Here is a 21705-nt window from a genome sequence, read left to right as displayed (position 1 = left end):
CACACCCCCTGACCAGTGGAGCCCGCATGCCCGGCCGTCCCGCCCCGAGCCGCCGTACCGTCCTGCGTACGGCGGCCCTCACGCCCGTCGCCGGACTCGGCGCGGCCGCCTGTTCACCGGGCGACGACGGCGCCGCGCCCGCCCGGCCCACCGCACCCGTGGACCTCGGCGCCGACGGCTCGGTCGCCAAGGGGGCGACCGAGCTGCACCGGGATCACAACGTGGTGGTCAGCCGGGCCGAGGACGGCACCTTGAAGGCGTTCAGCACGGTCTGCACGCACGCGGGGTGCCCCATCAAGAAGCTGGACGGAACGAAACTCGTCTGCCCCTGTCACGGCAGCGAGTTCGACGCCCGGACCGGCGAGGTGCTGCACGCCCCGGCGACCGTGCCGCTCATCGAACTGCCGGTCGAGGTGAAGCAGGGCCGGATCGTCGCGAGCCCGGGAACCTGACCGGTCGGCGCCGGAGCGGCCCGCTCACTCCCAGTCCCACCCGATCCCCAGCATCCCCGACCGCACCCGTGGCTCCACGAGGTGCACCGAGTGGTGCTGCCCGCTGAGGACGAGTTCCTGACGGCCGCCGCGCGGAGCCGCCGGCGAGTGCTGAGTGAACCGGTGGCAGCGCACCGGCAGGGCCGCTGCGTCGAACCGCACCTGGAGGGCGTACTGCCCGCCCGCGCCGCCGAACCCGCGGACGTACTCGCGGCTCACCCCGGCCGTGCCGTCCTCGACGCCGTAGCGGAAGAGGTAGGTGTCCCCGGCCCGCAGACGCGTGTCGAAGAGCAGCTCGGTCACGAGCACGCCGGTGTCGTGGTGGGTGCGGACACGCCCCGTGCGGCAGTTCTCCAGCGCGTGGACGGTCATCCGCGCGGGAGCGCAGCCCGGGTCGCCGTGGTGGACGGCGACGAAGCGGTCGACGCCTTCGCGGTGGGCGCGGACGATGTGGTGCGACTCACGGCCGGCGAGCTCGCGGCGGGCTCCGATCCGGATCCGTTCGTGGTGCCCGAGGGTGTGCATCCCGCCGTCCGACGACGGATGGTCCAGCTCGGCCAGCAGCCGTTCCAGGACGCCGGAGGCCTCTACGTGGGCGCGGTAGGAGCGGGCGGCGGGCCGCTGGTCCGCGGGGTGCTCCTCGGCCTCGGCGAGCAGGCGTATCAGCGACTCCTCGGGCAGCTGGAGTATCTCCTCCAGGGCCCGCACGGCTCGCAGCGACTCCGGACGCTGCGGGCGCCGGGCGCCCTGCTGCCAGTAGCTGAGACTCGTGACGCCCACCTTCACGCCGTAGCGCGACAGGTGGTGCTGCACACGCTGCAGCGGCAGTCCGCGAGCGGCGATCGCGGCGCGCAGTGCCACGTGGAAGGGGCCACCGCGCAGGGCCGAGTCGAGTTCCGCGGTGGCGACGTCCATGTGCTGGGTGGCGTGCGGCATGCAGGGGCCTTTCTGTGAAGGACACGACGGCTGGTCAGACCGTTCGACGCGGATCGACCGGGGCCGCCCCCGGGTCGCGGCGCAGCGGTCTTCACATCCGTACGCCGTGCTTCTGGGCCCCGATTCCCCCCGCATTGAAGCGTGTTGACCCAGTCGCGACAACACCTGAAGCGCGACCGTGACACGCTCCTGGCCGAGAACGCACCGGCCCGTCACCCCAGGGGCACCCGGCGTGACCGACGGGCCCCGGACCGTCTCTCCCCGGCCGCGCGACGCGCCGTGCACGCGTCCCTCGGACCGTCGTCCACGCGCCCCCGTGGGGCCCCGCCGCAGGGCTCCCACAGGCCCGGACAAGAGTTGTCCACAGGACCCCTCGCCCGTCGTCCACAGCCCCGCCGCGGTGTCGGTCCCCGCCAGTAGGGTGTGAGTCATGGCCGACCCCTCCAGCTACCGCCCCAGGCCGGGAGAGATCCCGGACACCCCGGGGGTGTACAGGTTCCGCGACGAGCACCGCCGGGTGATCTACGTCGGAAAGGCGAAGAGCCTGCGCCAGCGCCTGGCCAACTACTTCCAGGACCTGGCGAACCTGCACCCCCGCACGCGCTCCATGGTCACCACCGCCGCGTCCGTGGAGTGGACGGTGGTGTCCACGGAGGTCGAGGCGCTGCAGCTGGAGTACTCCTGGATCAAGGAGTACGACCCCCGGTTCAACGTCAAGTACCGCGACGACAAGAGCTACCCGTACCTCGCGGTGACGATGAACGAGGAGTTCCCGCGCGTGCAGGTGATGCGCGGCCACAAGAAGAAGGGCGTGCGCTACTTCGGACCGTACGGACACGCCTGGGCGATCCGCGACACGGTCGACCTCCTCCTCCGCGTCTTCCCGGTCCGCACCTGCTCCGCCGGCGTCTTCAAGAACGCTGCCCGCACCGGCCGCCCCTGCCTGCTCGGCTACATCGGCAAGTGCTCGGCGCCCTGCGTGGAGCGGATCTCCGCCGAGGACCACCAGGAGCTCGCCGAGGAGTTCTGCGACTTCATGGCCGGCCGCACGGGCACCTACCTGCGCCGCCTGGAGCGGCAGATGGCCGAGGCGGCCGAGGAGATGGAGTACGAGCGGGCGGCGCGCCTGCGCGACGACATCGGTGCCCTGAAGAAGGCCATGGAGAAGAGCGCGGTCGTCCTCGCCGACGCCACCGACGCCGACCTGATCGCGGTCGCCGAGGACGAGCTGGAGGCGGCCGTCCAGATCTTCCACGTGCGCGGCGGACGCGTGCGCGGTCAGCGCGGCTGGGTCACGGACAAGGTGGAGGAGATCACCACCGGCGCCCTGGTCGAGCACGCCCTCCAGCAGCTGTACGGCGAGGAGAGGGGGGACGCCGTCCCCAAGGAAGTCCTGGTCCCGGCCCTGCCCGACCCGGTGGAGCCGGTCCAGCAGTGGCTGACCGAACGGCGGGGGTCGGGCGTGTCGCTGCGCATCCCGCAGCGCGGCGACAAGAAGGCGCTGATGGAGACCGTCCAGCGCAATGCCCAGCAGGCGCTGGTCCTGCACAAGACCAAGCGCGCCTCCGACCTGACCACCCGCTCGCGCGCGCTGGAGGAGATCGCCGAAGCGCTGGACCTGGACAGCGCCCCGCTGCGGATCGAGTGCTACGACATCTCCCACCTCCAGGGCGACGACGTGGTGGCCTCCATGGTCGTCTTCGAGGACGGACTGGCCCGGAAGAGCGAATACCGCCGGTTCCAGATCAAGGGCTTCCGCGGTCAGGACGACGTCCGTTCCATGCACGAGGTCATCACACGCCGCTTCCGCCGCTACCTCGCCGAGAAGGAGAGGACCGGCGAGTGGGCGGACGGTCCGAACGGGACGGAGGCGGGCGGCGACGAGCAGCGCCCGAACGGGCGGGACCTCACGGACGGCCCGGTCACCCCGGACGACGGCGACGTCCTCACCGACGGCCCGGCCCTGAAGGACGACGACGGCCGTCCCAAGCGCTTCGCCTACCCGCCCCAGCTCGTCGTCGTCGACGGCGGGCAGCCGCAGGTCGCGGCGGCCCAGCGGGCGCTGGACGAGCTCGGCATCGACGACATCGCCGTCTGCGGTCTCGCCAAGCGGCTGGAGGAGGTGTGGGTGCCCGGTGAGGACGACCCGGTCGTCCTGCCCCGCACCAGCGAGGGCCTTTACCTGCTCCAGCGGGTCCGCGACGAGGCCCACCGTTTCGCGATCACCTACCAGCGCACCAAGCGGGCCAAGCGCTTCCGGTCGAGTCCGCTGGACGATGTGCCGGGCCTCGGGGAGACCCGCAAGCAGGCGCTGATCAAGCACTTCGGTTCGGTGAAGAAGCTCAGGTCGGCGACGATCGACCAGATCTGCGAGGTGCCCGGCATAGGCCGCAAGACGGCGGAGACCGTCGCCGTGGCCCTCGCCCGCGCCACCCCGGCCGCACCCGCCGTGAACACGGCGACCGGAGAGATCATGGATGACGAGGACGGGGCACCCGAGACGACGGCGGATGCCCCGGGGGAGCCCGTGTCCGCGGGCACCCCGGACGAACGACGGGGGCAGGAGAGATGACCGAGCACGAGGCACAGCCCACAGCGGGACGAGAACAGGCCCACGGCACGGCCGGCGAGGACGCGGACCCGCGGACGGCCGGACCGGACCCGCGCCAGGACGACGGAGCACAGGTGAGTACGGGCAAGGAAACAGCCGGGGCGCACGAAGCGGCCATCCCCGAGCTGGTGATCATCTCCGGCATGTCCGGAGCCGGCCGCTCGACGGCCGCCAAGTGTCTGGAGGACCTCGGCTGGTTCGTCGTGGACAACCTCCCGCCCGCGCTGATCCCCACCATGGTGGAGCTCGGCGCCCGCTCGCAGGGCAACGTGGCGCGGATCGCGGTCGTCGTCGACGTCCGCGGCCGGCGCTTCTTCGACAACCTGCGCGAATCCCTCGCCGACCTCGACGCCCGCGGCGTCACCCGGCGGATCGTCTTCCTGGAGTCCTCCGACGAGGCGCTGGTGCGCCGCTTCGAGTCGGTGCGCCGACCGCACCCCCTCCAGGGCGACGGCCGCATCGTGGACGGCATCGCCGCCGAGCGGGAGCTGCTGCGCGAGCTGCGCGGCGACGCCGACCTGGTGATCGACACCTCCAGCCTCAACGTGCACGAGCTGCGCGCCAAGATGGACGCCCAGTTCGCGGGCGATGAGGAGCCCGAGCTGCGGGCCACCGTCATGTCCTTCGGCTTCAAGTACGGCCTCCCGGTCGACGCCGACCTGGTCGTGGACATGCGCTTCCTGCCCAACCCGCACTGGGTCCCGGAGCTGCGCCCGTTCACCGGCCTGAACGAGGAGGTGTCCTCGTACGTCCTCAATCAGCCGGGGGCCAAGGAGTTCCTCGACCGCTACACCGAGCTGCTCCAGATGATCGCCGCGGGTTACCGTCGGGAGGGCAAGCGCTATGTGACCGTCGCCGTCGGCTGCACCGGCGGCAAGCACCGGTCCGTGGCCATGTCGGAGAAGCTCGCCGCCCGGCTCGCCGCCGAGGGCGTGGAGACGGTGGTCGTCCACCGGGACATGGGACGGGAATGACAAGACGTACTCCGCGGCTGAGCAGGCTGCGCCGGGTGGTGCCCGAAGGGCGCGGCGGCAGACCCGCCGAGGCCCGCGCCGCCCGGCCCGAGCAGGCGCGCGGCGGCAAGCCGCGCCGCCGGGGCGCCCAGCCCAAGGTCGTCGCGCTCGGCGGCGGCATGGGTCTGTCCGCCTCGCTCGCCGCGCTGCGCCGGATCACCGGCGACCTCACCGCCGTCGTCACCGTGGCCGACGACGGCGGCTCCAGCGGGCGCCTCCGCGACGAGCTGGGCGTCCTGCCGCCCGGCGACCTGCGCAAGGCGCTGGCCGCGCTGTGCGGGGACGACGACTGGGGCCAGACCTGGGCCCGCGTGATCCAGCACCGCTTCCAGTCCCAGGGCGACCTGCACGAGCACGCGGTCGGCAATCTGCTGATCGTCGCCCTGTGGGAGCAGCTCGGCGACCATGTCCAGGCCCTGGACCTGGTCGGCAAGCTGCTCGGCGCGCACGGGCGCGTGCTGCCCATGTCCGCGGTGCCGCTGGAGCTCCAGGCCCTGGTCAAGGGGCACGACCCGGGCCGGCCCGACGAGGTGGACACCGTGCGCGGGCAGGCGACCGTGGCGCTCACCCCCGGCGAGGTCCAGTCCGTGCACCTGGTGCCGAACGACCCGCCGGCCGTCCCCGAGGCGGTCGATGCCGTCCTGGACGCGGACTGGGTGGTGCTCGGCCCCGGCTCCTGGTTCTCCTCCGTCATCCCGCACCTGCTCGTGCCCGACCTGCTCGACGCCCTCGTCGAGACCAAGGCCCGCCGGGTGCTCTCCCTGAACCTCGCTCCGCAGCCCGGAGAAACCGAGGGCTTCTCCCCGCAGCGTCATTTGGAGGTTTTGGGACGACACGCCCCTAAACTCGCCCTGGACGTGGTGCTGGCCGACGAGGCCGCCGTGCCCGACCGTGACTCGCTCACCGACGCCGCGAAACGGTTCGGCGCCGCGGTCGAACTGGCTCCGGTCGCCCGGACCGACGGGACCCCGAGGCACGACCCGGAGCTGCTGGCCGCCGCGTACGACCGTATTTTTCGGATGCATGGAAGGATCGGCCCATGGCGATGACGGCAGCGGTGAAGGACGAGATCTCCCGGCTCCCCGTCACCCGGACCTGCTGCAGAAAGGCGGAGGTCTCCGCCGTCCTGCGGTTCGCCGGCGGCCTTCACCTGGTGAGCGGGCGCATCGTGATCGAGGCGGAGCTGGACACCGCGAACGCGGCGCGGCGGCTCAAGCGGGACATCCTGGAGATCTTCGGGCACAGTTCCGAGCTGATCGTGATGGCGCCCGGCGGGCTGCGCCGCGGTTCGCGTTACGTCGTTCGGGTGGTCGCGGGCGGTGACCAGCTCGCCCGGCAGACCGGCCTGGTCGACGGGCGGGGCCGGCCGATCCGCGGTCTGCCGCCGCAGGTGGTCTCGGGGGCCACGTGCGACGCCGAGGCCGCCTGGCGCGGCGCGTTCCTGGCGCACGGTTCGCTCACCGAGCCCGGCCGGTCCTCCTCCCTGGAGGTCACCTGCCCGGGTCCCGAGGCCGCGCTCGCCCTGGTCGGCGCCGCCCGCCGGCTGTCGATCGCCGCGAAGGCCCGCGAGGTGCGCGGGGTGGACCGGGTCGTCGTCCGCGACGGCGACGCGATCGGCGCCCTGCTCACCCGGCTCGGCGCGCACGACTCCGTGCTGGCCTGGGAGGAGCGGCGGATGCGCCGCGAGGTCCGGGCCACCGCCAACCGCCTCGCCAACTTCGACGACGCCAACCTGCGCCGCTCGGCCCGCGCGGCCGTCGCCGCGGGTGCCCGGGTCCAGCGGGCCCTGGAGATCCTCGCCGACGACGTGCCGGAGCACCTCGCCGCCGCGGGCCGGCTGCGCATGGAGCACAAGCAGGCCTCCCTGGAGGAGCTGGGCGCCCTCGCCGACCCGCCGCTGACCAAGGACGCGGTCGCCGGCCGCATCCGCCGCCTGCTGGCCATGGCCGACAAGCGGGCCTCCGACCTCGGCATTCCCGGCACGGACGCCAACCTCGGCGAGGAGGAGCTGGCGGACAACCTCGTCGGCTGACCGAACGCGCGCCGGCCCGCCGCACACGCCGGCCCCCACGGCACACGGGTCGACAACCAGCCGGTGCGAGCGCCCACTTGGGTGACCCGCACCGGCTTTCGCGTGTCCTTGCCGTGCTCTTGACTCGATCATGAGCTGTCATGAGCCTGGCATCTGTTCGCTGCTGTGGCGAACCCAGGCCTGTCGGACAGGCCCCATCTAGGGGGGTTCATGAGACGAAGAGCGAGATCGATCCTCGCCGTCGGCGCGCTCCTGATCGGCGGAGCGAGCTTCGCACCCATCGCCCAGGCACAACCCTCGGGCCCCGCGGACACGGACGCGGACGAGGTGAAGGTCTTCCGGGCCGACGTCACCCAGGAGCAGGTACCCCTGCTGCTGGCCGCCGGCCAGGACGGCCACGAACTCGGTGAGCAGGTCCCCGACCAGGGCACCGCCACCGTCGAGGTCTACCTCACCGACCAGCAGGCCGGGAAACTGGAGAAGCAGGGCGTCGACCTCAAGGAGCACACCCTCTCCACCCGGGCCGCCGAGCGGGTCGAGGACGCCGCCGAAGGCGTCTTCCGCCCGTACAGCGGCAGCGGCGGCCTCAGGGAGGAGATCCTGCGCACCGCGCAGGAGCACCCCCGCCTCACCAAGGTCGTCTCCATCGGCAAGACGGTGAACGGCAAGGACATCCTCGCCCTCAAGCTCACCAAGCACGCGGACCGGACCCGGGACGGCTCCAAGCCCGCCGTCCTCTACATGTCCAACCAGCACGCGCGTGAGTGGATCACCCCGGAGATGACCCGGCGGCTGATGCACCACTACCTGGACAACTACGAGAAGGACCGGCGGATCAGGAAGCTGGTCGACTCCACCGAACTGTGGTTCCTGCTGTCGGCCAACCCCGACGGCTACGACTACACCTTCGAGGACACCGACAACCGTCTGTGGCGCAAGAACCTGCGGGACGTCAACGGCGACGGCACCATCGGCACCGGCGACGGCGTCGACCTCAACCGCAACTTCGCCTACAAGTGGGGCTACGACGACGAGGGCTCGTCCCCGAACCCCACCAGCCAGACCTATCGCGGCGCAGGCCCGAACTCCGAGCCCGAGACCAAGGCCCTGGACGCCTTCCAGAAGCGGGTCGGCTTCGCGTACGGCATCAACTACCACTCCGCCGCCGAACTCCTCCTCTACGGCGTCGGCTGGCAGGTCGCCACGCACACCCCGGACGACGTCCTCTACGAGGCGCTCGCCGGCACGCCCGAGAACTCCGCGATTCCCGGCTACCGCCCGCAGGTCTCCTCGGAGCTGTACACCACCAACGGCGAGGCGGACGGCCACGCCGCGAACGTCAACGGCATGGCGATGTTCACCCCGGAGATGTCCACCTGCCAGACCATCTCCGACCAGTACCCCGACGACGAGTGGAAGGCGAGCGACTGCCAGTCCGGCTTCAACTTCCCCGACGACGAGAAGCTGATCCAGGAGGAGTTCGAGAAGAACATCCCCTTCGCGCTCTCCGTCGCGGAGTCCGCCGCGCACCCCGACCGGCCGTCCTCCTCCGTCGGCATCGAGGCCGCCGACTTCACCCCGGCCCCCTTCACCACGTCCTACTCGCGCGGCGCCGACCAGGAGGTCTCCGTCGTCGTGCGCAAGTCGGTGCGCGACAAGGAGCTGAAGTACCGCGTCAACGGCGGACGCGTCCACGACATGGCCCTGAAGCCCTGGCGGGGCGGCGAGACGTACGGCGGCGAGGACAACCTCTACTTCGACGAGTACCGGGCCGAGGTCAAGGACGGTGACCGCGGCGACGAGGTCGAGGTCTGGTTCACCGGCGAGACCAAGCAGGGCAAGCGGACCGAGAGCGAGCACTTCACCTACACGATCGCCGAGCGGCCCCGCGCGGACGTCCTCGTCGTCGCCGAGGAGGGAGCCAGGGCCACGCAGACCAAGACCTACGTGGACGCGCTCAAGGCCAACGGCAAGCGGGCGGCCGTCTGGGACGTCGCCACCCAGGGCGCGCCCGACGCGCTCGGCGTCCTCGGCCACTTCGACACCGTCGTCCACTACACCGGCGCGGCGACCCCGGGCAACGCCACCCAGCTCCAGCTGCGCGCCTACCTCAACGAGGGCGGCCGGCTGATCGAGGCCGGCGAGCGGGCCGGCGGCAGCGTCGACCTCGGTGACGGCACACCGTCCGACGACTTCAGCCAGTACTACCTGGGCGCCTACACCCGCACCGCCACCCCCGGAGCCACCGGATTCACCGGCTCCGGCAAGCTCGGCGGCACCACCGGACAGCTCGGCGACGCCCCCGGCAATCCGCTGGACGCCGCCGGGACCTTCAGCGTCACCTCGGACCAGCTGCCCGCCGACACCTACCCCCAGTTCGCGAGCGAGGGGGCCGGGAAGTTCGCCGGGACCGTCAACCCGTACGGGCCCTACGCGGGCGAGTGGATGGCCGCCGCCGTCCACACCGACGACGCCTACAAGCGCCTCACCCGCACCGTCGACCTCACCGGCGTCACCGCCGCCGACCGTCCCACCCTGCGCACCCAGCTCCTGTGGGACACCGAACGCGGCTACGACCACGCCCTGGTCGAGGCGCACACCACCGGCGCCGACGACTGGACCACGCTCCCCGAGGCCGGCGGCGCGACCGGCACCGCCGTGCCGTCCGAGTGCGGAGCCGGCTTCTACATGGGCGAGCACCCCTGGCTGGAGCACTACCTCACCCTGTCCGACGACGGCTGCACCGCCACCGGCACCACCGGGCAGTGGAACAGCCTCACCGGCTCCTCGGGCGGCTGGCGGCAGGTCGAGTTCGACCTGAGCGCCTACGCCGGGAAGTCCGTCGAGGTGTCGATCGCCTACGTCACCGACCCCGGCAGCGGCGGACGCGGCGTCCTCGCCGACGACGCCTCGCTCGTGGTCGGCGGCACGGCGACGCAGACCGAGGGTTTCGAGACCTCGCTCGGCGCCTGGCAGGTGGCAGGACCGCCCGCCGGCAGCCCCGCCGTCCTGAAGGACTGGACCCGCACCGGGACCCTGTTCCAGACCTACGGCGCGGTTACCACGGACGACACCGTGCTGCTCGGCTTCGGCCTGGAACACCTCACCGAGCCGGCCGCCCGGACCGCGCTGGTCCGGCAGGCGCTGCGTGCCCTGGACGAGTGAAATCCGTGACGCGGGGGACTGGCACGGTGTAGCGAAATCGGGTGATCGGTCCCCGTGACCCCGGGCGGTCCGTACCCCTACTGGCGGGTACGGGCCGCCCTGCCGGGAATGGGCCGTCTCGATGTCACCCCCGAGGCCCCGGAGAGGTAGGGTCGGAGGTGGTCGGGGACATCCCAAATACAGCTCGCCGGCACATCGGGCCGGCGTACCAACGAGGAGATCGGTTCGTGACGATCCGCGTAGGCATCAACGGCTTTGGCCGCATCGGTCGTAACTACTTCCGCGCGCTGCTGGAGCAGGGTGCAGACATCGAGATCGTGGCTGTCAACGACCTGGGTGACACCGCGACCACCGCGCATCTGCTGAAGTACGACACCATCCTCGGGCGCCTCCCGTACGAGGTCTCGCACACCGAGGACACCATCACGGTCGGCGACAAGACCATCAAGGTCCTCGCCGAGCGCAACCCCGCCGACATCCCGTGGGGCGAGCTGGGTGTCGACATCGTCATCGAGTCGACCGGCATCTTCACCAAGAAGGCCGACGCCGAGAAGCACATCGCGGGCGGCGCGAAGAAGGTCCTCATCTCGGCCCCGGCCAAGGACGAGGACGTCACCATCGTGATGGGCGTCAACCAGGACAAGTACGACCCGGCGAACCACCACGTCATCTCCAACGCCTCCTGCACCACCAACTGTGTGGCGCCGATGGCCAAGGTCCTCGACGAGAACTTCGGCATCGTCAAGGGCCTGATGACGACGGTCCACGCGTACACGAACGACCAGCGCATCCTGGACTTCCCGCACAAGGACCTGCGCCGCGCCCGTGCCGCCGCGGAGAACATCATCCCGACCACCACGGGTGCCGCCAAGGCCACCGCGCTGGTCCTCCCGCAGCTCAAGGGCAAGCTGGACGGCATCGCCATGCGCGTCCCGGTCCCGACCGGCTCGGTCACCGACCTCGTCCTGGAGCTCGGCCGCGAGGTCACCAAGGAAGAGGTCAACGCCGCCTTCCAGAAGGCCGCCGAGGGCGAGCTCAAGGGCATCCTGGAGTACACCGAGGACCCGATCGTCTCCTCGGACATCGTCAACGCCCCGGCGTCCTGCACCTTCGACTCGTCCCTGACCATGGTCCAGGACGGCAAGAACGTGAAGGTCATCGGCTGGTACGACAACGAGTGGGGCTACTCCAACCGCCTCGTCGACCTCACGGTCTTCGTCGGCAACCAGCTCTGATCCAGCCGGACTCAGCAGGCACCTCGCATGTGACAGCAGGGCTCGGGCAGCGCAAGGCCGCGCTGTCCGGGCCCTGCGTCGCGTCCGCAGCGACCAGCCCTCGTAGGATCACGAGCGATCCGAGAACCCAGGAGCCCACTGCATGAAGACGATCGACGAACTGCTCTCCGAAGGCGTCACCGGCAAGCGCGTCTTCGTCCGCGCCGACCTCAACGTGCCGCTGGACGGCACCACCATCACCGACGACGGCCGCATCCGCGCCGTGGTGCCCACCGTCAAGGCCCTGGCCGACGCGGGCGCGCGCGTGATCGTCGCCTCGCACCTGGGCCGCCCCAAGGGCGCCCCGGACCCCGCCTTCTCCCTGGCCCCGGCCGCCGCCCGCCTCGGTGAGCTGCTCGGCACCGACGTCGCCTTCGCCGAGGACACGGTCGGCACCTCCGCCGAGGCCACCGTCTCCGGCCTCTCCGACGGCCGGGTCGCGGTCATCGAGAACCTGCGCTTCAACGCCGGCGAGACCAGCAAGGACGAGAGCGAGCGCGCCGCCTTCGCCGACAGGCTGGCCGGCCTCGCGGACGTCTACGTCGGCGACGGCTTCGGAGCCGTGCACCGCAAGCACGCCTCCGTCTTCGACCTGCCGAAGCGGCTGCCGCACTACGCCGGCTACCTCATCGCCACCGAGGTCGGCGTCCTGAAGAAGCTCACCGACGACGTCCAGCGCCCCTACGTGGTCGCCCTCGGCGGCGCCAAGGTCTCCGACAAACTCGCCGTCATCGACCAGCTGCTCGGCAAGGCCGACCGCCTCCTGATCGGCGGCGGCATGGCGTACACCTTCCTCAAGGCCAAGGGCCACGAGGTCGGCATCTCCCTCCTCCAGGAGGACCAGATCCCGGCCGTCAAGGAGTACATCGAGCGCGCGGAGAAGAACGGCGTCGAGCTGGTCCTCCCCGTCGACGTGCTGGTCTCCTCCGAGTTCCCGGACCTGAAGACCAAGGCCCCCGCCAACCCCACCACCGTCGCCGCGGACGCCATCCCCGCCGACCAGGAGGGTCTGGACATCGGTCCCGAGACCCGCAAGCTGTACGCCTCGAAGCTCGCCGACGCCGCCACCGTCTTCTGGAACGGCCCCATGGGCGTCTTCGAGCACCCCGACTACGCCGAGGGCACCAAGGCGGTCGCCCAGGCCCTCGTCGACGCCCCGGGCTTCACCGTGGTCGGCGGCGGCGACTCCGCCGCTGCCGTCCGCACGCTCGGCTTCGACGAGAACGCATTCGGCCACATCTCGACCGGCGGCGGCGCCTCCCTCGAATACCTCGAGGGCAAGACGCTCCCCGGCCTCGCCGCACTGGAGGACTGACCCCGATGACCACCCGCACGCCGCTGATGGCGGGCAACTGGAAGATGAACCTCAACCACCTCGAGGCCATCGCCCACGTTCAGAAGCTCGCCTTCGCCCTCGCGGACAAGGACTACGACGCCGTCGAGGTCGCCGTCCTCGTCCCCTTCACCGACCTGCGCTCGGTGCAGACCCTGGTCGAGCACGACAAGCTGAAGATCAAGTACGGCGCCCAGGACGTCTCCGCCCACGACGGCGGCGCCTACACCGGCGAGATCTCCGGCCCGATGCTGGCCAAGCTCCGCTGCACCTACGTCGCGATCGGCCACTCCGAGCGCCGGCAGTACCACGCCGAGACCGACGAGCTGGTGAACGCCAAGGTCAAGGCCGCCTACAAGCACGGTCTGACCCCGATCCTGTGCGTCGGCGAGGAGCTGGACGTCCGCGAGGCGGGCAACCACGTCGCCCACACCCTCGCCCAGGTCGAGGGCGGCCTGAAGGACCTCTCGGCCGAGCAGGCCGAGACGATCGTGATCGCCTACGAGCCCGTGTGGGCGATCGGCACCGGCAAGGTCTGCGGCGCCGAGGACGCCCAGGAGGTCTGCGCGGCCGTCCGGGGCAAGCTCGCCGAGCTGTACTCCCAGGAGCTGGCCGACAAGGTCCGCATCCAGTACGGCGGCTCCGTCAAGTCCGGCAACGTCGCCGAGATCATGGCGCAGGCCGACATCGACGGCGCCCTGGTCGGCGGTGCCTCGCTGGACTCGGACGAGTTCGTCAAGATCGTCCGCTTCCGCGACCAGTGAGCCGACCGGCGGGTCGACCGGTGAGTATGCGGTAGCGGCGATACGTCGTACCCTTGCGGGGGCATGGTGGCCTGTTGCACCGTGCCCCCGTCGTTCATCCGAATCCGAGGAAGTTGGTCCAGCCGTGGTTTTGGGGTTCTCGATCGCCCTGATCGTCTTCAGCGCGCTGCTGATGCTGCTGGTGCTGATGCACAAGGGGAAGGGCGGCGGCCTCTCCGACATGTTCGGTGGCGGCATGCAGTCCTCCGTCGGCGGCTCCTCGGTCGCCGAGCGCAACCTCGACCGGATCACCGTGGTGGTCGGTCTGCTGTGGTTCGCGTGCATCATGGTGCTCGGCCTGCTGATGAAGGCGAACAACTGACACGTGGCGAACTTCTGACACGTCACGCACTTCCACACGTAAAGCCCCATGTTCGGTACGCGCCGCACGGCGCCGCCTATCATGGGGCTTGCGTCTGGGCGCTTGGGCTTGTAACTCCAACCACTGGACGCGCGTTGGGCCTTACGTAGACTGAGGCGCCTCGCAGCGAAGCGAAACGCCGACTCGCTTCGCGGCACCATCACGCAGGGAGTTACACCGTGGCAAGTGGCAACGCGATCCGGGGGAGCCGGGTCGGGGCGGGGCCGATGGGTGAGGCCGAGCGCGGCGAGTCCGCGCCGCGTCTGCGCATCTCCTTCTGGTGCTCCAACGGACACGAGACACAGCCGAGCTTCGCGAGCGACGCACAGGTGCCGGACACCTGGGACTGCCCGCGCTGCGGCTTCCCCGCCGGACAGGACCGGGACAACCCGCCGGACCCGCCGCGCACCGAGCCCTACAAGACGCATCTGGCGTACGTGCGCGAGCGGCGCAGCGACGCGGACGGCGAGGCGATCCTCGCCGAGGCGCTCGCCAAGCTGCGGGGCGAGCTCTAGTTCCCGCACGGTCGGTCTTCTTCCGTACAGATCAATTAGGTTGGACCAGCCGGGACAGCTGGGACACCCAAGGAAGAAGGCTGACGTCCGACATGAACGCAGACGGCCGTACCAGGCTCAACCAGACGCCCGAATGGACCGCGCTGGCCAAGCACCGCGAGGAACTCGGCGAGTTGCGGCTGCGCGAGCTGTTCGCCGCCGACCCGGATCGCGGTACCGGCTGCACGCTCCGGGTGGGAGACCTGTACGTCGACTACTCCAAGCACCTCGTCACCGACGAGACCCTGCGGCTGCTGCGCGAGCTGGCCGCCGCCACCGGCGTCTTCGGCCTGCGTGACGCCATGTTCCGCGGCGAGAAGATCAACACCACCGAGGACCGGGCGGTCCTGCACACCGCGCTGCGCGCCCCGCGGGACGCGGTGATCGAGGTCGACGGCGAGAACGTCGTGCCCAAGGTGCACGCCGTGCTGGACAAGATGGCCGGCTTCGCCGACCGGGTCCGCTCCGGGGAGTGGAAGGGCCACACCGGCAAGCGCATCAGGAACGTCGTGAACGTCGGCATCGGCGGCTCCGACCTGGGCCCCGCCATGGCCCACGAGGTGCTGCGCAGCTTCACCGACCGGGACCTGACGGTCCGTTTCGTCTCCAACGTCGACGGCGCCGACCTGCACGAGGCGACCCGTGACCTGGACCCCGCCGAGACGCTGTTCATCATCGCCTCCAAGACCTTCACCACCATCGAGACGGTCACCAACGCCACCTCCGCCCGGACCTGGCTGCTGAACGCGCTCGGTGACGAGAAGGCGGTCGCCAAGCACTTCGTCGCCCTGTCGACGAACGCCGAGAAGGTCGCCGACTTCGGCATCGACACGGCCAACATGTTCGAGTTCTGGGACTGGGTCGGCGGCCGCTACTCCTACGACTCGGCGATCGGACTGTCCCTGATGATCGCCATCGGCCCGGACCGCTTCCGGGAAATGCTCGACGGCTTCCGCATCGTCGACGAACACTTCCGCACCGCCCCCGCCGAGTCCAACGTGCCCCTGCTGATGGGCCTGCTGGGCATCTGGTACGGCAACTTCATGGGCGCCCAGTCGCACGCGGTCCTGCCGTACAGCCACTACCTGTCGAAGTTCACGGCCTACCTCCAGCAGCTGGACATGGAGTCCAACGGCAAGTACGTCGGCCGCGACGGGCGCGAGGTGGAGTGGCAGACCGGGCCGGTGGTGTGGGGCACGCCGGGCACCAACGGGCAGCACGCCTACTACCAGTTGATCCACCAGGGCACGAAGCTGATCCCGGCGGACTTCATCGGCTTCGCCGAGCCGGTCGCCGAGCTGAGCGACGAGCTGAAGGCCCAGCACGACCTGCTGATGGCCAACTTCTTCGCCCAGACCCAGGCCCTCGCCTTCGGCAAGACGCCCGACGAGGTACGCGCCGAGGGCGTCCCGGAGGAGCTGGTCCCGCACAAGACGTTCAAGGGCGACCACCCGACGACCACGATCCTCGCCCGCGAGTTGACCCCGTCGGTGCTCGGCCAGCTCGTCGCCCTCTACGAGCACAAGGTGTTCGTGCAGGGCGCCGTCTGGAACATCGACTCCTTCGACCAGTGGGGCGTCGAACTGGGCAAGGTGCTCGCCAAGCGCGTCGAACCCGCCCTCACCGAAGGCGCCGAGGTCCCCGGCCTGGACGCCTCCACCGAGGCACTGGTCGCCGCCTACCGGGAGCTGCGCGGCCGGCGGTGAGCCGGGGCGCGGTGGCCCGGCCGGTCCCGGTCAGGCCACCGCGCTCAGCGTGTCCGCGAGGCGGCGCCGGGCCGCCCGCGCCGCGGGCACCGCGGCCAGCGCCGCCGCGCCGAGCACGGCCGCCGCGCCCACGAGCACGAGGAGAACGGGGGAGGGGGCCTGGGCGATGCCCGCGCCGATGCCGCTGGAGGCGCCCTGGGCGTCGATCAGCCAGTGCGCGAGCGGCAGCCCGAGGACGGCGGCGAGGAGCACGGCCGCCAGGGCGGTGAAGCCGGTGGCCGTGACCGTGATGCCGGTGATCTGGCGCGGTGACAGCCCGATCGCCTTGAGTGCGAGCAGGTCGCGTTCGCTCTCCCGGACGGTGCCGCCGATCGCGGTGAGCAGTTCGATCAGCCCGACGAGGGCGAGGACGGCGATCAGCCCGACGACGACTCCGCGCAGCGGGGAGAGCCCGTCGGCCGGGTTCGCCACGGCGTGCACGTCGAGCCGTCCGTGCCCGGCCTCGGCGAGGCGCCCGGCCACCTCGTCCGGGTCGGCGCCCGCGCGCAGGCGCAGCTGGTGGAGGGTCGGCTCGAGCCGAGGGTCGTTCTCCCGGAGGGTGTCCAGCGAGGTGGAGATGACCCGGCCCGCGTTCTCCGGCTCGATGCTGCGGCCCACGATGTGCAGGACCTGCGGCTGGTCGCCGACGGTCATCCGCACCCAGTCGCCGACCTCCACCTCCAGCAGGTCCAGCAGCCCCTGCCCGGCCACCGCCTCGTCGGGTCCGTGTGCGCGGCGGCCCTCGGCCAGGGCGTACGGGTACGGGTCCTCCCGGGTGCCGAGCCCGCGCAGGGCGATCGTCGCGGTCTGCCCCGGCACCAGGGCGGCCACCTCGACACCCGGGTAGGCGGCGGCGACCTCGGGGTCGCGTTCCAGCAGGGCCCTGGTGCCGGCCGTATCCGCACCGGCCTCGGCGCGGACGGTGAGGGCGGTCGGCAGACCGATCCGCTCGGGGTGGTCGTGGAAGCGGTCGATCGTGGTCCACGCGCTCATCGCGACCACGATCAGCAGCAGCGGCAGCGTCAGGCGCGCGACCGCGGCGAACGAGCGCGGGCGGCGGGCGAAGGCCTTGTGCCAGCCGAGGACGAGCGCGGGCGGCACGCGCAGCTCCAGTCGGCGCGTGCCGGGTGCCTGTTCACCGGCCGCTCCGCGGCGGCCGGTGCCGGCCCCGCGGCTGCCCGGGTCCCCGGGCTCGGCAGGGCTCGGGACGTCGATCTCTCCAGTGCCTGGGCTGTCGCTGCCTCCGCTGCCCGAGAGGTCGGCGTCCCCGGGGCCCGGGGTGCCGGGCTTCGCCGGGGCGGGCGTGCCGGAGACCGTGGCGGTCCGGACGCCGGGCTCCCCGGCGCCCCGGTCACCACGCCCCGGCGCCCGCACCCGCACCCGCACCCCCAGCACCCTCCGGGCCGCCCCGGACAGCCCGCCGCCCTGTGCCGCCGCCGGACGCGGCAGCGGAACCGGCGGCACCCGGCCCGCCCGCCACGCCGCGAGGCCGGTGGTGGCGCCGATGAACAGGACCGCGCACGCCGGCACGGCGAACAGCGCGACGGTGTGTCCGGGCAGCCCCTGCCACACGCCGACCGCGTCCCCGAGCCGCCCCGGCACCCGGCTGCCGAGGGCCTGCGTGAGCCCGGCGGCGGCCACCGCGCCGAGCAGCGCGTAGGCGAGGTGCTGGAGCAGGAAGACCCGCGTCACCTGCCCCGGCGTGAAGCCGATCGCTTTCAGCACCGAGATGTCCCGCAGATGACCGCGGATACGGGTGCCGATCGCCCCGTGCACCGCCAACCCCGCGGCGAGCAGCGCGCCCAGCCCGAACAGGCCGAGGACCTGACCGAGCAGCCGGTTGTCGCCCTGCACCTCCGCACGGGCCTGCTCCCAGGTGGAGACCTGCCCGATCGCACCGGCGCCCAGCACGGTCACCGCTCGCTGCACGGCGTAGTCCGTCTCCCCGGGATCGGTCAGCCGCAGCCCGATCACCTGCCCGCCGGGCTCGGACACCGCGGCCGACGGCGCCCACACCAGGCCCGGCTGCTCGCCCGGCCGGTAGCGGCGTTCGGGGCTGTCGGCGATGCCGAGCACCGTGAGGGTGCGCGGGGTGCCGGGCAGGGTGAGGGTGTCGCCGGGCTGGGCGAGCAGCGCGCGGGCGAGCCGGCTCTCCAGCACCACCCCGTCGGGCTCGTCGGCGTCGAGCCAGTGCCCGGCGGTGATCAGCGGACGCCCCACCTCGGGCACCTCGGAGGTGCCGCGCAGCTCGACCGAGGCCCGGGTGCCGCGTACGGCGACGGTGGCGGAGGCGGTCGGATAGGGGCCGGCGACGTCCTGGACGCCGTCCAGCGCGGCCAGCTCACCGGTGTCGGCGGCGCGGTCGGTGTGCAGCCAGACGTGCGCGCCGCGGGCCTGCGTGAAGACCCGCTGCCAGGGGTTGGTCGCGTACCCGAACAGGGCCGTGGCCAGCAGCAGCGACGCGACGATCCCGGCGGTGGCGAGGACGAGGAACAGCGCCTCGCCCCGGTGCGTGCGCAGATCGGAGTGGGCCCAGCGCAGAGTGGCTCGCACGGGCCTCAGCCCTCCGGTGCGCGGTGCGCGCGGTGGTCGTACGCCCGCATGTCAGTCCTTGAGCTCCAGTACGGCGGACGCCCCCGGGCGGCGCGGTGGCGCACCGGCGTCGAGTTCGGCGTCGTCGGCTATCCGTCCGTCGAAGAAGCTGATCACCCGGTCGGCGGCGCTCGCGAGCCGCGCGTCGTGGGTGACCAGCAGGATCGTCTGGCCGCGCCGGTGGAAGCGGGACAGCAGCCGCATCACCTCGCGGGTGCCCTTGCTGTCCAGGCTGCCCGCGGGCTCGTCCGCGAGCAGCACCGGCGGATGGTTGACCAGGGCCCGGGCGAGCGCCACCCGCTGCTGCTCGCCGCCGGACAGCTCTCCGGGCATGCTGCGCTCCTTGCCCACCAGCCCCAGCTCGGCCAGCAGCTCCTCCCGCTCGGCGCGCGCCCGCTTCGGCGGCACCCCGGCGAGCAGGGCGGGCAGCTCGACGTTGTCCGCGACGGACAGGTCGGAGACCAGGTTGAAGAACTGGAAGACGATCCCGATGTGCTTCCTGCGCGCGACGGCCCAGCGCGCCTCGCTGTACGCGTCGGTGCACTTCCCGTCCAGCCAGACGCTGCCGGCGTCCGGCCGCTGGAGCCCGCCGAGCAGATGCAGCAGCGTCGACTTGCCCGCGCCGGACGGCCCGGTGATCGCCACGAACTCGCCCCGCCGCACGCACAGGTCGACCCCGCGCACGGCGTGCGCCGGTGCGCCCTCGCCGTGGTGCGTCTTGACCAGGCCCTCGGCGCGCAGCACCGGAGCGGGGTCCGCACTCGCCCCAGCGCTCACTCCAGCTCCTCCAGCTCTTCCTGGCACCGTTCCAGCCAGTCGAGGTCGGCCTGGAGGTGCAGCATCGCGCCCTCGATGAGGAGGTGGGCGATGCGGTTGTCGCGGTCTTCGGCGGCGGCCAGCTTCGACAGCTGACGCATCGTGTTCAGGTACTGGCGCCGCTGCTTGTTGATCAGGGCGATCTGGTCGGCGAGCCCGGTCTGCGGAGCCAGGGCGAGCTTCATGAAGAACTCGTCCCGCACCCGCGGCTCGTCCGCCGTCTCCTCGTACCAGGCCCGCAGCTCCTCGCGCCCGGCGTCGGTGAGGTGGTAGACCTTCTTGTTGGGCCGGCTCGACTGCTCGATGTCCTCGCCCTCGATCAGCCCCGTCTTCTCGAGACGGCCGAGGGTGACGTAGATCTGGCCGACGTTCGGCTGAGGGTACGCGGAGCCCAGCAGTTGCTCAAGGTCCTGCTTCAGCTCGTAGCCGTGGGCCGGACCGCGGGCCAGGAGAGCCAGGAGGTGCAGGCGCACTCAGCCGTCCTCCCGCTTCTGTTCGAGTCCCCGGATGTGCTCCAGGCCCTAGTATCGCGCATACCTAACAGGTATACATGGCCTCTGACCCGGGACGAGGACGCCCGGTGCCGGTGCGGACGAACGGGCCCGGTGTACGAGGGTGTACAGGGAGGAACCTATGCGGTGGATCCACGCCGCCGGTAGGGGCCTCCTCGTCCTCGTCGTCGTCCTGACCGGGTACGCCGCCTCCGGTGCCCGCGCCGATGAGGGTGCCGCGAGCGGCCATGGGCCGCTCACCCTGGCCACCGCGGGCGACCTCACCGGCTACCTCGGCCCGCTGCTGGAGGGCTGGAACCGCGCCCACCCCGACGAGTGGGTCACCCTCGTCGAACTGCCCGACTCCGCCGACGAGACCCGCGCACAGATGGCCACCGACCTGCGCGACGGCGGACGGCACCGCTTCGACGTCCTCAACATCGACGTCAACTGGACCTCCGAGTTCGCCGCCGCCGACTGGATACGCCCGCTGCCCCGCGACCGCTTCCCGCTCGGTGCCTTCCTGCCGCCGGTCGTCGACACGGCGACCTACGACGGGCGGCTGTACGCCGTCCCCTACGTCACCAACGCCGGCCTGCTCCTGTACCGCAAGGACGTCCTGGCCGCCGAGGGCGTCCCGCCGCCGCGCACCTGGGCGGAGCTGGAGCGGTACGCCGAGACCATCGCCCCGAAGCACGGACTGGACGGCTACGCCGGACAGTTCCTGCCCTACGAGGGCCTGACCGTGAACGCCGCCGAGGCCGTCTACTCGGCCGGCGGCAGCATCCTCGGCGACGAGGGCGCACGCGTCACCGTGGACTCGGCGGCGGCCCGCGAGGGAATCGGATTCCTGGCGCGCGGGGTGCGCGAGGGCTGGATACCGGAGAACGCGCTGACCTACAAGGAGGAGGAGTCCAAGCGGGCCTTCCAGGACGGCCGCCTGCTCTTCCTGCGCAACTGGCCCTACGCCTACGTCAGTGCCTCGGCCCCGGACTCCGAGGTCGCCGGGAAGGTCGGCGCCGTACCGCTGCCGGGCCCCCACGGACCCGGGACCAGTGTCCTCGGCGGTTCCAACCTGGCCGTGGGTGCCCACGCCCGGCACCCCGACTCCGCCGCGCGCCTCATCGCGTACCTCACCAGCGAGCGCGTCCAGCGCCAGGTCCTCACGCGCGGGGCGCTGCCGCCCGTACGGGCCGACCTGTACGAGGACCCCGCGCTCGTCGAGGCGTTCCCCTACCTGCCGACCCTGCGCGAGAGCGTGCTCGCCGCCGCCCCGCGGCCCAAGAGCCCGCGCTACGACCAGGTCAGCCTGGCCGTGCAGGCGGTCGTGCGCGACGCGATGACCGGACGGCAGACGCCCGAGGCGGCGGTGCGGCGGCTGGCGCGCGAGCTGGACGCGATCTCCTAGCACGTCTCCTGGTTACGCGTTAGGTAACGCCGACGTCTCATCTGCGCCCGTGGTGCGGTGAAAAGTCAGGACATGAACCC

Annotated in this window: 17 protein-coding genes; 13 read left to right on the top strand and 4 right to left on the bottom strand. The window is 71.8% G+C overall.

Features of this window, described 5'->3' with window-relative positions:
- The first annotated feature begins 26 nt into the window (after positions 1-26).
- Positions 27-452, top strand: a complete 426-nt coding sequence (locus ACLIN4_RS08780; protein ID WP_289910907.1) for a Rieske (2Fe-2S) protein — start codon at positions 27-29, stop codon at positions 450-452.
- A 24-nt stretch (positions 453-476) separates the two neighbouring features.
- Here the strand turns inward: ACLIN4_RS08780 and ACLIN4_RS08775 are convergent, their stop codons facing one another.
- Positions 477-1427 (bottom strand): hypothetical protein, encoded by a 951-nt coding sequence (locus ACLIN4_RS08775; protein ID WP_269958337.1) that lies wholly within the window; start codon positions 1425-1427, stop codon positions 477-479.
- Between the two features lie 430 nt (positions 1428-1857).
- Here ACLIN4_RS08775 and uvrC point away from each other — a divergent pair, with 430 nt between their 5' ends.
- The 11 genes from uvrC (at position 1858) to pgi (ending at position 16279) form a co-directional block, all read left to right on the top strand.
- Positions 1858-3999 (top strand): excinuclease ABC subunit UvrC, encoded by a 2142-nt coding sequence (gene uvrC / locus ACLIN4_RS08770; protein WP_289910903.1) that lies wholly within the window; start codon positions 1858-1860, stop codon positions 3997-3999.
- Positions 3996-5012, top strand: a complete 1017-nt coding sequence (gene rapZ / locus ACLIN4_RS08765; RefSeq protein ID WP_100047806.1) for an RNase adapter RapZ — start codon at positions 3996-3998, stop codon at positions 5010-5012. The genes uvrC and rapZ overlap by 4 nt, the downstream gene beginning before the upstream one ends.
- A complete protein-coding gene (locus tag ACLIN4_RS08760) occupies positions 5009-6100 on the top strand; it encodes a gluconeogenesis factor YvcK family protein (protein WP_289910900.1) in 1092 nt (363 codons plus the stop codon). Before rapZ ends, ACLIN4_RS08760 begins: the two co-directional genes overlap by 4 nt.
- Entirely contained in the window at positions 6091-7083 is a 993-nt protein-coding gene (gene whiA / locus ACLIN4_RS08755; RefSeq protein WP_043374250.1) for a DNA-binding protein WhiA, read from the top strand. The genes ACLIN4_RS08760 and whiA overlap by 10 nt, the downstream gene beginning before the upstream one ends.
- A gap of 210 nt (positions 7084-7293) precedes the next feature.
- Complete coding sequence (locus tag ACLIN4_RS08750) at positions 7294-10248, top strand: M14 family metallopeptidase (protein WP_107478316.1); 2955 nt, start codon at positions 7294-7296, stop codon at positions 10246-10248.
- Positions 10249-10475: 227 nt separating this feature from the next.
- The gene (gene gap, locus ACLIN4_RS08745) at positions 10476-11483 is read left to right on the top strand and encodes a type I glyceraldehyde-3-phosphate dehydrogenase (RefSeq protein WP_019331048.1); all 1008 of its coding nucleotides are present in this window, start codon (positions 10476-10478) and stop codon (positions 11481-11483) included.
- 142 nt (positions 11484-11625) lie between these two features.
- Positions 11626-12837: a phosphoglycerate kinase gene (locus tag ACLIN4_RS08740; RefSeq protein WP_100047808.1), complete on the top strand. Its 1212-nt coding sequence runs from the start codon at positions 11626-11628 to the stop codon at positions 12835-12837.
- A 5-nt stretch (positions 12838-12842) separates the two neighbouring features.
- The gene (gene tpiA, locus ACLIN4_RS08735; protein ID WP_411575639.1) at positions 12843-13619 is read left to right on the top strand and encodes a triose-phosphate isomerase; all 777 of its coding nucleotides are present in this window, start codon (positions 12843-12845) and stop codon (positions 13617-13619) included.
- 130 nt (positions 13620-13749) lie between these two features.
- Positions 13750-13980: a preprotein translocase subunit SecG gene (gene secG, locus ACLIN4_RS08730; RefSeq protein ID WP_019331045.1), complete on the top strand. Its 231-nt coding sequence runs from the start codon at positions 13750-13752 to the stop codon at positions 13978-13980.
- 266 nt (positions 13981-14246) lie between these two features.
- Entirely contained in the window at positions 14247-14534 is a 288-nt protein-coding gene (locus ACLIN4_RS08725; protein ID WP_373420308.1) for an RNA polymerase-binding protein RbpA, read from the top strand.
- A 92-nt stretch (positions 14535-14626) separates the two neighbouring features.
- Complete coding sequence (gene pgi / locus ACLIN4_RS08720) at positions 14627-16279, top strand: glucose-6-phosphate isomerase (RefSeq protein WP_307652984.1); 1653 nt, start codon at positions 14627-14629, stop codon at positions 16277-16279.
- A 30-nt stretch (positions 16280-16309) separates the two neighbouring features.
- Here pgi and ACLIN4_RS08715 read toward each other — a convergent pair whose 3' ends face one another.
- From ACLIN4_RS08715 to ACLIN4_RS08705, 3 genes are read right to left on the bottom strand one after another with little or no spacing between them, the layout of a single operon-like run.
- Positions 16310-18871 carry an FtsX-like permease family protein gene (locus tag ACLIN4_RS08715; RefSeq protein ID WP_411575638.1) on the bottom strand — a complete coding sequence of 854 codons (2562 nt, stop codon included), beginning with the start codon at positions 18869-18871 and terminating at the stop codon, positions 16310-16312.
- Positions 18872-18922: 51 nt separating this feature from the next.
- Positions 18923-19687, bottom strand: coding sequence for an ABC transporter ATP-binding protein (locus ACLIN4_RS08710; RefSeq protein ID WP_107477907.1), 765 nt, complete (start codon positions 19685-19687; stop codon positions 18923-18925).
- On the bottom strand, positions 19684-20199 hold the full coding sequence (locus ACLIN4_RS08705) for a PadR family transcriptional regulator (protein ID WP_107477908.1): 516 nt from the start codon (positions 20197-20199) through the stop codon (positions 19684-19686). Before ACLIN4_RS08705 ends, ACLIN4_RS08710 begins: the two co-directional genes overlap by 4 nt.
- Before the next feature lie 160 nt (positions 20200-20359).
- Here ACLIN4_RS08705 and ACLIN4_RS08700 point away from each other — a divergent pair, with 160 nt between their 5' ends.
- Positions 20360-21625: an ABC transporter substrate-binding protein gene (locus tag ACLIN4_RS08700; RefSeq protein ID WP_411575637.1), complete on the top strand. Its 1266-nt coding sequence runs from the start codon at positions 20360-20362 to the stop codon at positions 21623-21625.
- Positions 21626-21705: the final 80 nt, after the last annotated feature.

Source organism: Streptomyces mutabilis, assembly GCF_046628145.1.
Lineage (GTDB): Bacteria > Actinomycetota > Actinomycetes > Streptomycetales > Streptomycetaceae > Streptomyces > Streptomyces mutabilis.
This window is presented reverse-complemented; position numbering and strand designations above follow the sequence as displayed.

Bases quoted from the DNA above. Each gene is read 5' to 3' on its own strand.
- ACLIN4_RS08780 (WP_289910907.1), top strand. From the start codon at position 27: ATGCCCGGCCGTCCCGCCCCGAGCCGCCGTACCGTCCTGCGTACGGCG.
- ACLIN4_RS08775 (WP_269958337.1), bottom strand. From the start codon at position 1,427: ATGCCGCACGCCACCCAGCACATGGACGTCGCCACCGCGGAACTCGAC.
- uvrC (WP_289910903.1), top strand. From the start codon at position 1,858: ATGGCCGACCCCTCCAGCTACCGCCCCAGGCCGGGAGAGATCCCGGAC.
- rapZ (WP_100047806.1), top strand. From the start codon at position 3,996: ATGACCGAGCACGAGGCACAGCCCACAGCGGGACGAGAACAGGCCCAC.
- ACLIN4_RS08760 (WP_289910900.1), top strand. From the start codon at position 5,009: ATGACAAGACGTACTCCGCGGCTGAGCAGGCTGCGCCGGGTGGTGCCC.
- whiA (WP_043374250.1), top strand. From the start codon at position 6,091: ATGGCGATGACGGCAGCGGTGAAGGACGAGATCTCCCGGCTCCCCGTC.
- ACLIN4_RS08750 (WP_107478316.1), top strand. From the start codon at position 7,294: ATGAGACGAAGAGCGAGATCGATCCTCGCCGTCGGCGCGCTCCTGATC.
- ACLIN4_RS08740 (WP_100047808.1), top strand. From the start codon at position 11,626: ATGAAGACGATCGACGAACTGCTCTCCGAAGGCGTCACCGGCAAGCGC.
- tpiA (WP_411575639.1), top strand. From the start codon at position 12,843: ATGACCACCCGCACGCCGCTGATGGCGGGCAACTGGAAGATGAACCTC.
- ACLIN4_RS08725 (WP_373420308.1), top strand. From the start codon at position 14,247: ATGGGTGAGGCCGAGCGCGGCGAGTCCGCGCCGCGTCTGCGCATCTCC.
- pgi (WP_307652984.1), top strand. From the start codon at position 14,627: ATGAACGCAGACGGCCGTACCAGGCTCAACCAGACGCCCGAATGGACC.
- ACLIN4_RS08700 (WP_411575637.1), top strand. From the start codon at position 20,360: ATGCGGTGGATCCACGCCGCCGGTAGGGGCCTCCTCGTCCTCGTCGTC.